Consider the following 13,177-nt stretch of genomic DNA (forward strand, 5'->3'; position numbering starts at 1 on the left):
GTTGCCAGGATAAAAAGCGTTGCGGGGTTTTTCGAGAGTGGACAAGTGCAGCGGTAGGACTTCGGACTCTAACGGCGCCTGACGGGGACGCCAAGGGCTATTTGTCGCAGGTGCAAATAAAGTCCTAAATAAACAAAAGGTCTTTTGCCTGTCATGAAAATTGGCGTATTAAACAAACAAGACCGCCGAAACCTGCAGACAGGTGGCGGCCATTGGCCTCCACCTTTTCTGCATCTTCACGAGCCTGGCTCGTGCGACTCGGCGGCCCCGCGCCACAGACTTTCAGGTCTGTCGCTTGGCTCCCAGCAGAAGGTGACCGAGTATGGATGACAACGGACGCTTCAAGCCCACCGCCCCGACCCTGTATGCACTCGACACCAACGTCCTGATTCATGACCCCAATGCGTTGCTGAACTTTCAAGAGCATCACGTCGCCATCCCCATGACCGTGCTGGAGGAGCTGGACAAGCTCAAGACGGGCAAGCAGGGCGTTGCCGCCGAGTGCCGGCAGGCGATCCGCCTGATCGACAAGATTCTCGGTCAGGCGACTCCGGAGGAAGTGGAGCATGGCGTGCCGATCCAGCGTGATAAAAGCGGCCCCTGCGGTTTCCTCTCCATCCTTATGAGCAAGAGTGCGGCGCCAGTGACCTGGTTGCCCGAAGACCTCAACGACAACAAGATCATCAACCAGTTGGTCGAGCTGAAGTCGCGTCGCCCGGGCACCTCCGTGGTGCTGGTGACCAAGGACATCAACATGCGCCTGAAGGCGCGCGGCTGTGGCCTGGATTCGGAGGATTACCATACCGACCAACTGGTCGATGACGTTTCGCTGCTTTCCAAGGGCTACCACAGCATGACGGGGGCGTTCTGGGACCGCGTGAGCAAGGTCGAGACGCGTCAGGAGCGTGGGCGGACCTGGCATCGCGTGCAACTGACCGACAACCTGCCGGCGGTGCACGTCAACGAGTTCATCGTCGACGAGCAGGGCTTTGTGGGCTGGATCAAGGCGATCCGCGAAGACGAGTTGGTTATCCTCGATCTGCACCAGGAGCCGCTGATGCATCAGGAGGCCTGGGGGCTCAAGCCACGCGATATCTACCAGGCGTTGGCGCTGTATGCGCTGCTCGACCCGGACATCCACCTGGTCAACCTGTCCGGCGCTGCCGGTTCTGGCAAAACCATCCTGGCTCTGGCGGCTGCCATCGAGCAGACCATGGTCACCAAGCGCTACCGGCGCATCATCGCCACCCGCAGCGTGCAGGGCCTGGATCAGGAGATCGGCTTTTTGCCCGGCACCGAAGCCGAGAAGATGGAGCCCTGGCTCGGTGCGATTACCGACAACCTCGAAGCCCTGCACATGGACGACGAGAATACCCATGGCAGCGTCGATTACATCCTGCAGAAGGTGCCATTGCAGTTCAAATCACTGAATTACATCCGTGGGCGCAGCTTCCAGCAGAGCCTGATCCTGATCGACGAATGCCAGAACCTGACCCCGCACCAGATGAAGACCATCATCACCCGTGCCGGCACTGGCTCCAAGGTAGTGTGCCTGGGCAACCTGGCGCAGATCGACACCCCTTACCTGTCGGCTCCGAGTTCGGGGCTGACCTACCTGACTGAACGCTTCAAGGACTTCCCCCACGGCGTGCACATCACCTTGCAGGGCGTACCGCGCTCGATCCTGGCGGAATACGCGGAAACCCATATGTAGTACCCCAGGGCTGCTTGCAGCTGCCAAGGCCTGTCCTTGGGTTTACAATCGGCGGATTCCCATCAGGAGTCCGCCCGTGCTGACCCATCTCGATTCTCAAGGCCGTGCCAACATGGTCGACGTCAGTGACAAGGCGTCGACTGTGCGCGAGGCCACCGCCGAAGCGCGTGTGCGCATGCTTCCCGCCACCCTCAGCATGATCGTTGCCGGCGGCCACCCCAAGGGCGACGTCTTCGCTGTGGCGCGTATCGCGGGCATTCAGGCAGCGAAGAAGACCAGCGACCTGATTCCCCTGTGCCACCCGCTGATGCTTACCAGCGTCAAAGTCGAGTTGCAGGCCGAAGGCGAGGACGTCGTGCACATCACCGCCCGCTGCAAGCTCAGCGGCCAGACCGGGGTGGAGATGGAAGCGTTGACCGCGGCCAGCGTTGCGGCCCTGACCCTGTACGACATGTGCAAGGCCGTCGACCGCGGCATGGTCATCGAAAGCGTGCGCCTGCTGGAGAAAGTGGGCGGTAAGAGTGGCCATTTCGTTGCGCAGGTGTCGGCATGATTCGCGTGCAGTATTTCGCCCGCTACCGTGAAGTGCTGGGCCTGGATGGCGAGCAGGTCAGTGACGAATTCGCCAGCCTCGATGAGCTGCGCCAGCATCTGCTGGGCCGTGGTGGCGTCTGGGAGGTACTGGCTGAGCAAAACCTGATGTGCGCGCGTAATCAGGAGCTGTGCAGCCTGGCCGAGCCGCTGCAACCGGGTGACGAGGTGGCGTTTTTCCCCACCGTAACCGGCGGCTGAATGGGCTACATACAGGTGGGCAGTTGCAGGGCCATGTAGCTTCGCGATAAAGCTTTTTATCTATATTCCATACGAGCATCTACATGAGCATTCGCGTCCAGTCCCAACCCTTCGACCCTGGCGTCGAGTTGAACGCCCTGCACGCCGCCAACCTGGGCGTGGGCGCGGTGGTCAGTTTTGTCGGGTATGTGCGGGACTTCAATGAAGGACGCGAGGTCGGCGGGATGTTTCTCGAGCATTTTCCTGGCATGACGGAAAAGGCCTTGGGCAAGATCGTCGAGCAAGCACAGCAGCGCTGGCCTTTGCTGGGTATTGGCGTTATTCACCGGATTGGCCGTCTGGAGCCTGGCGAGCCAATCGTCTTCGTCGGTGTCAGCAGTGCGCACCGTCAGGCCGCTTTCGATGCCTGCAATTTCGTTATGGATTACCTGAAGACCCGCGCCCCCTTCTGGAAAAAAGAAGACACCGCCGACGGCCCGCGCTGGGTCGAGGGGCGGGCCAGTGATCAGGATGCCGCCCGCCGCTGGTGATGCAGCGTTGCCTGGAGCCGGCGCCACGCCGACGGATTTAGCTAAAGCCCAGGTAGAGGCGAAACATAAGCGGGGCGAACATCGACACCAGGCCCAGGCTGGTCAGCCACAGACTCCAGTCGTGTTCGCGCTGACTGAAGCCGATGGCCAGCAGGATGAACCCGCTGACCAGTAAGGCGATCATGATGTGCACTTCGTCCATGGCCAGCTCCTCGCACTGATGGCTTATTGTGCCTTCAGTCTAGTCGCCAGGACGGATCAGTGATTGATCATGGTCAATACATGTCGGTGATGGGCGCAGGATACCGCTGCGCCCGGCTGGTGCCGGGCGAGCGGTGGGCTCAGTGCTTGCGGGGAACGGGCTTGAGCAGGGAGTCAGGTGGCATTTCGCAAGCGATCTTGCGACCGACCAGGGCTTCGATACCCGGCAGGGCGTAGGCATCGTCCTCGCCCGCGAAGCTGATCGAGGTACCACTGGTGCCGGCACGGCCGGTGCGACCAATGCGGTGCACGTAGTCGTCCGGGTCTTCCGGCAGGGTGAAGTTGATCACGTGACTGATGGCGTCGACATGGATGCCACGGCCGGCCACATCGGTGGCGACCAGAACGCGAATCTGGCCTTCGCGAAAGCCTTCGAGCACCTTGATGCGCTTGTGCTGGGGCACGTCGCCGGACATCTGCGCCGCGCTGATGCCGTCACGGGTGAGCTTCTCTTCGATACGCCGCACTTCGTCCTTGCGGTTGGCGAAGACCATGACCCGGGTCCAGTCATTTTGTGCGATCAGGTTATAGAGCAGCTTGTACTTGTCGCTGCCGGCCACGGCATAGACATGCTGCTCAACGGTTTCGCTGGCGACGTTCTCAGGCTCGATCTCGACGATCGCCGGGTCCGTGGTCCATTGCTTGGCCAGGTTCATCACGTCTTCGGTAAAGGTCGCGGAGAACAGCAGGGTCTGGCGTTCGCTCTTGGGTGGGGTCTGGCGGATGATCTGGCGGACCTGGGGGATAAAGCCCATGTCGAGCATACGGTCGGCTTCGTCCAGCACCATCACCTCGACCATATCCAGGTGCACCTCGCCGCGCTGGTTGAAGTCCAGCAGACGGCCGGGGGTGGCCACGAGGATGTCGCAGTAGCGCGACTCGAGCAGCTTGAGCTGTTTGTCGAAGTCCATGCCACCGACAAACTGCATGACGTTGAGGCCGGTGTATTTGGTCAGGTCGGCGGCGTCCTTGGCAATCTGTACCACCAGCTCGCGGGTCGGCGCGATGATCAGGGCGCGCGGTTCGCCCATGTAGCGTTCCCGGGGTGGAGGGGTCTGCAGCAGCTGGCTGATGATCGAGATCAGGAATGCAGCGGTCTTGCCGGTGCCGGTCTGTGCGCGGCCGATGGCGTCCTGGCCCTTGAGGGTGTGGCCCAATACCTGCGCCTGGATCGGCGTGCAGTACGGAAAGCCCAGGTCGTGGATGGCGTGCATCAGGGACGGCGCCAACTTGAAGTCGTGGAAGCGGGTCTTGCCTTCGGCTGGCTCGACCTTGAAGTCATCCAGGGTCCAGGTGTCGACAGGCTTGCTGGCGCGTGGGCGACGTGGCTTGTCCTGGTTACGCGGTGGCGTACTGGCCTCGACAGGCGCGTTGGCCGCTTCCGCAGCGGGTCGGGGCGGCACTGCAGGTGCGGTGCGGCTGGCATCGGGTGTAGGGGGCGCAATGGGTGTAGCAGGCTGGCTGACTGGGCTGGGCTGCTCGCCCTCGGCTTTGCCGAACATTTTTTTGAGTGCTTTGAGCACGGTCATCTCGTCAATTGGCTAAGGAGTGAACGACGGCCAGTGTAAAGCAAGAACGCGGCGCGGCGAAGTGCCGCGGCCGCGGGTGACCAGCATCGATAAAGTTATCTTGATAGATGCACCCAGAGGGCGCCTTTGACCGCTAGCAGACGCAGTTGCGGCCCTGTTGCTTGGCCCGGTAGAGCGCGGCATCGGCGCGGGCGATCAGGCTTTGCAGGCTGTCCTTGGGTGCCATCAGCGCCAGGCCGATCGACATGGTGACACCTGGCAGCATGCCCACAGGTGAATAGAAGGAGCTGACCTGCTCGAGTGACTGGCGCAGGCGTTCGCCAATGGCCCGCGACTGCTCTTCGTCGACCCCCGGCAGCATGATCACGAATTCCTCGCCACCGAAGCGCACCAGGCTGTCCTGGGGGCGCAGTTGTTTGCGCAGGGTGTGGGCGACCAGGCACAGGGCATAGTCCCCAGCCAGGTGTCCGTGTTGGTCGTTGTAGGCTTTGAAGTGATCGACATCCAGCATCAGCAGGCCCATCGGGCTGGCATTGAAAGAGCAGCGTGTGCTTTCGCGCTCGTAGGCGTGTTCCAGCCAGCGTCGGTTGAAGGCGCCCGTAAGCGTATCGACATTGGCATGTTGCTCACTGCTCTGGATCAGCCGATTGCCCTGGCGTACCCGCTCGCAGAGCAGGGCCAGTAGGTTCTGCATCATTTGCGGTGACTGATGGAACAGGTTGATCAGCGACTCGCGGTGCAGGCGCAGCACCTGGCTCGGGACCGTGGCCACGACATAGGCAGAGGGGTGCTCGTTATCGATAAAGCTGATTTCGCCAGCGCAATCGCCCACTTCCAGGGTGCTCACCGGTGGGTTGTCGAGCGACCCCAGGTACACCTTGAACTGCCCCTTGAGCAGCAGATAGAGGTACTGGTTGCGGTTGAACGGTGACAGCAGGACTTCCCCAGCCTGTAGATCGCAGGCGCGAAATTCCTTAAGCAGCTGGGCAATGCTGCTGGTGGCGAAATTATTGAACAACCGCAGCTCGCGCAGCTGCTGCAGGTCGGCTTGCCAGGATGCGCTTCTCATCGTGACGGGTCGAACCATTGTTCGCTGCAAAGTATGGGCATCGCTAACGCTCCCTGTCGGTGGGCGAAACCAGAGATGACAGTATTCCTGCGCTCTAGGACTGGCAATGAATTGTAAAAGCTCTGCCGACAGGCGGTCTTGCTCAGTCTTGTGCGCGGCGTCACAAGCCCGCCAGACGAGGGGTTCAGGCTGTGCGCTGGGTGTGGTCGGGCGCGCCTGGGGCAGTGGCGCGCCGATGGGCGGGTCAGCTCAGGCGTGCCTGCAGCCAGGTGGCGATATCGCCGATTTCCGCTGGCAGTACCTCGTGGGCCATTGGGTAATCCTGCCATTCCACGCTTACGCCGCGCTGGCTCAGCCAGTCGTAGGCGGCGCGGCCCATGGCGGGTAGCACTACATCGTCTTGGCTGCCGTGCAGGCAATAGACCGGGATTGTCCGGCGCGCCGGCTCAAGCGTCAGCGCGGGATCGAATGTTGGGCCATAGGTAGAGAGCGCCAGAACACCACCGAGAGGGCCGTTCCAGCGCAGGAAAGCGGTGTGCAGCACCACCGCACCGCCTTGGGAGAAACCCGCCAGGATGATGCGTGATGGATCTATGCCGCTGTCTCGCTGCGCTTCGATCAGGTCCATGACCTGCTGCGCCGAGGTCTCGAGCTGATCCTGGTTGATCGCCCGAGCCGGGCTCATGGCGAGAATGTCGTACCAGCTTGGCATGGCCCAGCCGCCATTGATGGTGACCGCTTGCGTCGGTGCCTGAGGCAGTACGAAGCGGGTGCTCGGCAAGATGGCCTGCAGCGCTTCGGCAACCGGCAGGAAGTCATAACGGTCAGCGCCGAGGCCGTGCAACCAGATGACGCACGCATCGGCGGGCAGTGTGGGCTGAAGAATCAAGGGTTCGCTCATGAGGGGCTCCTGCTTGGTGCGCGCGCTCTTATTTGGTGCGCTGCGCAAAAAATGTCATGGTCAATCTGTGAAGAAGATGTCGCAAGGCTACAAGTTTTGCTCTTGACCTGCCCGTATGGTGCTAGCGGCAGGTGCGATGGTATGGCCTTTGCTATGACCTACCTGACTGATGTCGTAGTCCCGATAAGGTAACACTTATGCCGAGTCGGGCTCGGAGCAGACGGGAAGCCAATTTGATGGGGTTTTCCAACAGGTTTGCCAGGCCTCGGCCTGGTAATTGGCAAATTGCTAACCGTCTCAGGCCCATTCGACCAATGGGCGGGCAGAGAGGCTATAGCCGACACAGAATTCGGCAACTAGACTCTCGCCGAGGTTCGACCCCGGTCACCCACGTTGCTGCCTGCGTGTGTGACTCGCCCCACGAGGGCACGGTGGCGAGCTGAGACTCCAACACAACAAAAGCAACTGGAGGTTTTTGATGAAGATGGTGAAATCCACCCTGGCAATTCTCACAACCGCAACCGTTCTCGGTGTAAGCGGCTTCGCGCAAGCGGGCGCTACGCTGGACGCGGTACAGAAGAAAGGCTTTGTACAGTGCGGGATCAGTGATGGTCTGCCTGGCTTCTCCTACGCCGATGAAAAAGGCAACTACATGGGCCTCGACGTCGATGTATGCCGTGCCGTGGCAGCGGCCGTTTTCGGCGACGCGACCAAGGTCAAATACAGCCCGCTGACCGCTAAAGAGCGCTTCACCGCGCTGCAGTCCGGCGAAGTCGACATCCTGTCGCGCAACACCACCTGGACCAGCTCGCGTGATGCGGCCCTGGGCCTGAACTTCACCGGCACCAACTACTACGACGGCCAGGGCTTCCTGGTGAACAAGAAGCTGGGCGTATCCAGCGCCAAGGAACTGGATGGCGCAACCGTCTGCATCCAGGCCGGTACCACCACCGAACTGAACCTCTCCGACTACTTCCGTGCCAACGGCCTGAAGTACACCCCCATCACTTACGATACCTCCGACGAATCGGCCAAATCGGTTGAAGCCGGCCGTTGCGACGTGCTGACCTCTGACCAGTCGCAGCTGTACGCACAGCGTATCAAGCTGGCCAACCCGGACGACTACGTCGTGCTGCCGGAAGTCATCTCCAAGGAGCCACTGGGCCCGGTCGTGCGCCAGGGTGACGAAGAGTGGTTCGACATCGTGCGCTGGACCCTGTTCGCCATGGTCAACGCTGAAGAGCTGGGCATCACCTCGGCTAACGTCGAAGAAATGGCCAAGTCGACCAAGAACCCGGACATCGCTCGTCTGCTCGGTGCTGAAGGCGAGTTCGGCAAGGACCTGAAACTGCCGAAGGACTGGGCAGTGCATATCGTCAAGCAAGTGGGTAACTACGGCGAAAGCTTCGACCGCAACGTCGGTTCTGGTAGCGAGCTGAAAATCGAACGTGGCCTCAACGCCCTGTGGAACAAAGGTGGTCTGCAATACGCACCGCCAGTGCGCTGACCGTCTGTGCTGATGCCTCGTCCTGAGGCATCACTCGTGTTCTGATGAAGTGAACCTCATGCCCGCGCGAGCGGGCATGAGTGTTCAAAGAGGGCTCCTATGCAAACCACTGCAAACACCTCGCGTCCCGGCGGCTCGGTCTGGACCGATCCGAAGGTGCGTGCCTGGGTCTTTCAGATAATTGCCGTCATCGCCATCGTGGCGCTCGGCTGGTTTCTGTTCGACAACACCCAGACCAACCTTGAGAAACGCGGCATCACCTCGGGTTTCTCCTTTCTTAATAACAGTGCCGGTTTCGGCATTGCCCAGCACCTGATCGACTACACCGAAAGCGACTCCTACGGGCGTGTGTTCCTGGTGGGTTTGCTCAATACCCTGCTGGTGTCGGTTATCGGTATCGTGCTGGCGACCTTGCTGGGCTTCCTGCTGGGGGTGGCGCGGCTGTCACCGAACTGGCTGGTGCGCAAGCTGGCCACCGTGTACATCGAGATCTTCCGCAACATTCCGCCGCTGCTGCAGATCCTGTTCTGGTACTTCGCGGTGATGCTGACCCTGCCAGGGCCGCGTCAGAGCCACGCGGTGCTCGAGAGCTTCTTCCTCAACAGCCGTGGCCTGTACATGCCGGCACCCGTACCGACCGATGCCTTCTCGGTCTTTCTGGGCGCTGTTGTGGTAGCGATTATCGGCTCGATCCTGTTCGCCCGCTGGTCGAGAGCGCGCTTCGAGGCGACCGGTAAGCTGTTCCCGATCTCCCTTGGCGTTATCCCGCTGCTGATCGTGCTGCCGGCCCTGGCCGTGCTGATCGCCGGTAACCCGGTGAGCTGGAGCGTTCCTGAGCTGACGGGGTTCAACTTCCGCGGCGGCTGGGTGCTGATCCCGGAGCTGATGGCCCTGACCCTGGCGCTGACCATCTATACCGCTGCCTTTATCGCTGAAAACGTGCGTTCGGGTATTCAGGCCGTCAACCACGGCCAGACCGAAGCTGCGCGCTCTCTCGGCCTGCCGGGTGGCAAGACCCTGCGTCTGGTGATCATCCCGCAGGCCATGCGCGTGATCATCCCGCCGCTGACCAGCCAATACCTGAACCTGGCGAAGAACTCGTCCCTGGCCGCCGGTATCGGTTACCCGGACATGGTTTCGCTGTTCGCCGGTACGGTACTCAACCAGACCGGGCAAGCCATCGAGGTGATTGCCATCACCATGAGCGTCTACCTGGCCATCAGCATCAGCATTTCCATGTTGATGAACTGGTACAACAAGCGCATTGCGCTGATCGAGCGGTAAGGAGCAGCCATGCAGACCCATACGTTCAAACCTGATCTACCGCCACCCGCGCTCAGCGTTGGTGTGGTCGGTTGGCTGCGCGCCAACCTGTTTTCCAGCTGGTTCAATAGCCTGCTGACGCTGTTCGCGGCTTACCTGGTGTGGCTGATTCTGCCGCCGCTGATCCAGTGGGCGTTTATTAACGCTGACTGGGTGGGTGAGACCCGTGCCGACTGCACCAGTGGCGGCGCGTGCTGGGTGTTTATTCAGCAGCGCTTTGGCCAGTTCATGTACGGCTTCTACCCGAGCGAGTTGCGCTGGCGTGTCGACCTGACCCTGTGGCTGGCGATCATCGGCGCTGCGCCGCTGTTCATCCCGCAGATGGTGCGCAAAGGCCTGTATGGCCTGGCATTTTTGGTGGTCTACCCGGTTGTGGCCTATTGGCTGCTGCACGGCGGCAGCTTCGGCCTGGAAGTGGTGCCGACCAGCCGTTGGGGCGGCCTGATGCTGACCCTGGTGATCGCTGCCGTCGGTATTGCCGGTGCTTTGCCGCTGGGGGTGTTGCTGGCCCTCGGGCGGCGTTCGGACATGCCGGCGATCCGCGTGATCTGCGTAACCTTCATCGAGTTCTGGCGCGGCGTACCGCTGATCACCGTGCTGTTCATGTCTTCGGTGATGCTGCCGCTGTTCCTGCCCGAAGGCATGAGCTTCGACAAGCTGATGCGCGCGCTGATCGGGGTGATCCTGTTCCAGTCGGCCTACATCGCCGAAGTGGTCCGCGGTGGCCTGCAAGCGATCCCCAAGGGTCAGTACGAGGCGGCTGCCGCCATGGGCCTGGGCTACTGGCGGATGATGGGCCTGGTGATTTTGCCGCAGGCCATGAAGCTGGTCATTCCGGGCATCGTCAACACCTTCATTTCGTTGTTCAAGGACACCAGCCTGGTGATCATCATCGGTCTGTTCGACCTGCTCAACAGCATCAAACAAGCCACCACCGACCCCGCCTGGCTGGGCATGGCCACTGAAGGCTATGTGTTCGCCGCGTTGGTTTTCTGGATTTTCTGTTTCGGTATGTCCCGCTACTCCGTACACCTGGAGCGCAAGCTGGACACTGGCCACAAGCGTTAGGAGCGACCTCATGAGTGAAGCAATCAAACAACCCGCGGTCACCGACGGCATGATCCAGATGCAGGGCGTGCACAAATGGTACGGCCAGTTCCATGTGCTCAAGGACATCAACCTGGACGTCAAGCAGGGCGAGCGCATCGTCCTGTGCGGCCCGTCCGGTTCCGGCAAGTCGACCACCATTCGTTGCCTCAATCGCCTGGAAGAACACCAGCAGGGGCGTATCGTGGTCGATGGCACCGAGCTGACCCACGACCTCAAGCAGATCGAGGCCGTGCGCCGTGAAGTGGGCATGGTGTTCCAGCACTTCAACCTGTTCCCGCACCTGACCGTGCTGCAGAACTGCACCCTGGCGCCGATGTGGGTGCGCAAGATGCCCAAGCGCAAGGCCGAAGAAATTGCCATGCACTTCCTTGAGCGTGTGCGCATCCCGGAGCAGGCCAACAAGTACCCCGGTCAGCTTTCCGGCGGCCAGCAACAGCGTGTAGCGATTGCTCGCGCACTGTGCATGAAGCCCAAGGTGATGCTGTTCGACGAACCGACCTCGGCCCTCGACCCGGAAATGGTCAAGGAAGTACTGGATACCATGATCGGCCTGGCCGAAGACGGCATGACCATGCTCTGCGTGACCCACGAGATGGGCTTTGCCCGCACCGTGGCAAACCGGGTGATCTTCATGGACAAAGGTGAGATCGTCGAACAGAACGAGCCTAATGCCTTCTTCAGCAATCCGCAGAACGAGCGCACCAAGCTGTTCCTCAGCCAGATCATTCATTGATCCGCTTGTTCGCATAGCGCAAAGGCTGTACGAAAACGCCGCGCCCCCTAATGGGATCGCGGCGTTTTTCGTTGGGTTGCAGTTGGACGCCGTAGGGTGCGCTGCGCGCACCGGCAATTATTGGTGCGCGCGGCACACCCTACCTATTGCGCAGACGGCGGCGAAAGGCGCCGGGCGTTTCGCCGCAGACCTGCTTGAAGCGTTTGGCGAAGGTTGCGCGGTCGGCGTAACCGAGCTGCTCGGCAATCTGCTCCAATGATCGGCTTGGGTCACGCAGCGCCTGGCGGGCCCGCTCGATGCGCGCGTGATGCAGGTAGGTGTTGGGCGGCATGCCGGTTGTTTCACGAAAGCGCCGCAGCAGGGTACGTGGTGAGCAATGGGCCTGTTGGGCCAGGTGCTTGAGGTCGAGCGGTTGGTGCAGGTGCTGTTGCAGCCAGCCCAGCACCGCCGCCATGCCAGGGGCTGGTTCCGGGTGTGCCGGTAGCAGCGGGGCGAAACGTGTCTGGCTGCCGCGTTCGCGGTCCAGCACCAGGGTTGCCGCGACTCGGTCGGCCAGCTCTTCGCTGGCAAAGTGGGCGATCAGGTGCAGGCACAGGTCCATACCGGCGTGGGCGCCGCCGGAGGTGAAGATGGGACCGTCCTCGCAATACAGCGCATCAATCTGCAGATGTGCTCGCGGTATGCGTTGGCGAAACGCATCGGCCAGCGCCCAGTGCGTGGTGGCCCGTCGGCCATCCAGTACACCGGCGGCGCCGAGCAGAAAGGCGGCGCTGCACAGGCTGCCAAGTGCCTGTCGGGCAGGGCGCTGGGCCAGCCAGGGGAGCAGGGCGGCATTGCGCGTCTGGGTCGCCTGCAGATCGCTGCCGGTCGCCGGCAGTAGCAGTAGATCGGCGCGCTCGGCCAGGCGTAGATCGCCATCGACCTGGATATGGGCAAAGCCAAGCTGCAGTGGCCGGCCATCCTGGCTCACGCGCAGCACCTCGAACACTCGGCGACCGGCCAGGCGGTTAGCCAGGGTGAAGGCGTCCATGGCCATGCTCAGGCTTGAGCATAGGGTGTCGGGGCAGAGCAGCAAGGCAACGGTTGGCATAGCGATGTCGTTAAAGGTGAGTGGCGATTATGGACACAAAGTTGTCGTTATCGCCAGCTGGCGCACAGGCAAGGTGGCGCCGATACTGAACGCGTTAACTCAGTGGAATGACCCCTATGGCCCATGCCAACGCCGAAACCCTTACGCGCTTTTATCAGGCTTTTCAGCGCCTCGATGCTGACACCATGGCCGCCTGTTACGCACCTGATGCGGTGTTCAGTGACCCGGCCTTTCCCGCCCTGCGCGGTGCTGAAATTGCGGACATGTGGCGCATGCTGAGCAGCCGCGCCCAGGACTTCTCCCTGCAATTTGAAGGGATCGAAGCCGACGATCGGCAGGGCCGAGCGAGCTGGACTGCAAGCTACCTGTTCAGCAAGACCGGTCGGCCGGTGATCAATGTCATTGATGCGCACTTCACCTTCCGCGATGGGCTGATCGTCACCCACCGTGATCATTTCGATCTGTGGCGCTGGTCTCGTCAGGCGCTTGGGTTGAAGGGCCTGCTGCTCGGCTGGACGCCGTTGGTGCGCGCTGCCATTCAGCGTCAGGCGGCAGCTTCGTTGGCCTATTACCGTGACAGCCGATGAGACTTGGCTGCAGATAGTCGACTCGGGGAGG

At 61.4% G+C, this 13,177-nt stretch carries 14 protein-coding genes; 9 read left to right on the plus strand and 5 right to left on the minus strand.

What is annotated here, in order from left to right:
- The first annotated feature begins 322 nt into the window (after positions 1 to 322).
- From BMW49_RS07230 to moaE, 4 genes are all read left to right on the plus strand, one after another.
- Positions 323 to 1,714: a PhoH family protein gene (locus BMW49_RS07230; protein ID WP_069520036.1), complete on the plus strand. Its 1,392-nt coding sequence runs from the start codon at positions 323 to 325 to the stop codon at positions 1,712 to 1,714.
- Positions 1,715 to 1,790: 76 nt separating this feature from the next.
- A complete protein-coding gene (moaC, locus tag BMW49_RS07235; protein ID WP_069520037.1) occupies positions 1,791 to 2,267 on the plus strand; it encodes a cyclic pyranopterin monophosphate synthase MoaC in 477 nt (158 codons plus the stop codon).
- Positions 2,264 to 2,506, plus strand: a complete 243-nt coding sequence (locus BMW49_RS07240; protein ID WP_069520038.1) for a MoaD/ThiS family protein — start codon at positions 2,264 to 2,266, stop codon at positions 2,504 to 2,506. The genes moaC and BMW49_RS07240 overlap by 4 nt, the downstream gene beginning before the upstream one ends.
- A gap of 83 nt (positions 2,507 to 2,589) precedes the next feature.
- A complete protein-coding gene (gene moaE / locus BMW49_RS07245; RefSeq protein ID WP_069520039.1) occupies positions 2,590 to 3,036 on the plus strand; it encodes a molybdopterin synthase catalytic subunit MoaE in 447 nt (148 codons plus the stop codon).
- Between the two features lie 37 nt (positions 3,037 to 3,073).
- On the opposite strand, the gene BMW49_RS24780 is transcribed toward moaE, so the two are convergent.
- The 4 genes from BMW49_RS24780 to BMW49_RS07260 form a co-directional block, all read right to left on the minus strand.
- Complete coding sequence (locus BMW49_RS24780; RefSeq protein ID WP_167362786.1) at positions 3,074 to 3,238, minus strand: hypothetical protein; 165 nt, start codon at positions 3,236 to 3,238, stop codon at positions 3,074 to 3,076.
- A gap of 139 nt (positions 3,239 to 3,377) precedes the next feature.
- Entirely contained in the window at positions 3,378 to 4,820 is a 1,443-nt protein-coding gene (gene rhlB / locus BMW49_RS07250; RefSeq protein ID WP_069520058.1) for an ATP-dependent RNA helicase RhlB, read from the minus strand.
- Between the two features lie 139 nt (positions 4,821 to 4,959).
- Positions 4,960 to 5,895 (minus strand): GGDEF domain-containing protein, encoded by a 936-nt coding sequence (locus BMW49_RS07255; protein ID WP_069520040.1) that lies wholly within the window; start codon positions 5,893 to 5,895, stop codon positions 4,960 to 4,962.
- Positions 5,896 to 6,139: 244 nt separating this feature from the next.
- A complete protein-coding gene (locus BMW49_RS07260) occupies positions 6,140 to 6,796 on the minus strand; it encodes an alpha/beta hydrolase (RefSeq protein WP_069520041.1) in 657 nt (218 codons plus the stop codon).
- Positions 6,797 to 7,274: 478 nt separating this feature from the next.
- Here BMW49_RS07260 and BMW49_RS07265 point away from each other — a divergent pair, with 478 nt between their 5' ends.
- The 4 genes from BMW49_RS07265 to BMW49_RS07280 all read left to right on the plus strand — a co-directional run bounded on the left by BMW49_RS07265 (position 7,275) and on the right by BMW49_RS07280 (position 11,469).
- Entirely contained in the window at positions 7,275 to 8,303 is a 1,029-nt protein-coding gene (locus tag BMW49_RS07265) for an amino acid ABC transporter substrate-binding protein (RefSeq protein WP_069520042.1), read from the plus strand.
- A gap of 99 nt (positions 8,304 to 8,402) precedes the next feature.
- Complete coding sequence (locus tag BMW49_RS07270) at positions 8,403 to 9,587, plus strand: amino acid ABC transporter permease (protein ID WP_069520043.1); 1,185 nt, start codon at positions 8,403 to 8,405, stop codon at positions 9,585 to 9,587.
- A gap of 9 nt (positions 9,588 to 9,596) precedes the next feature.
- Entirely contained in the window at positions 9,597 to 10,694 is a 1,098-nt protein-coding gene (locus tag BMW49_RS07275) for an amino acid ABC transporter permease (RefSeq protein WP_069520044.1), read from the plus strand.
- Positions 10,695 to 10,704: 10 nt separating this feature from the next.
- Positions 10,705 to 11,469: an amino acid ABC transporter ATP-binding protein gene (locus tag BMW49_RS07280; protein ID WP_069520045.1), complete on the plus strand. Its 765-nt coding sequence runs from the start codon at positions 10,705 to 10,707 to the stop codon at positions 11,467 to 11,469.
- Between the two features lie 139 nt (positions 11,470 to 11,608).
- Here the strand turns inward: BMW49_RS07280 and BMW49_RS07285 are convergent, their stop codons facing one another.
- Positions 11,609 to 12,559 carry a GlxA family transcriptional regulator gene (locus BMW49_RS07285; RefSeq protein WP_069520046.1) on the minus strand — a complete coding sequence of 317 codons (951 nt, stop codon included), beginning with the start codon at positions 12,557 to 12,559 and terminating at the stop codon, positions 11,609 to 11,611.
- A 116-nt stretch (positions 12,560 to 12,675) separates the two neighbouring features.
- Between BMW49_RS07285 and BMW49_RS07290 the strand changes: the two genes are divergently transcribed.
- Positions 12,676 to 13,146 (plus strand): nuclear transport factor 2 family protein, encoded by a 471-nt coding sequence (locus BMW49_RS07290; RefSeq protein WP_069520047.1) that lies wholly within the window; start codon positions 12,676 to 12,678, stop codon positions 13,144 to 13,146.
- Positions 13,147 to 13,177 lie beyond the last annotated feature (31 nt).

Source organism: Pseudomonas cuatrocienegasensis, from assembly GCF_900110925.1.
GTDB classification, from domain to species: Bacteria; Pseudomonadota; Gammaproteobacteria; order Pseudomonadales; family Pseudomonadaceae; genus Aquipseudomonas; species Aquipseudomonas cuatrocienegasensis.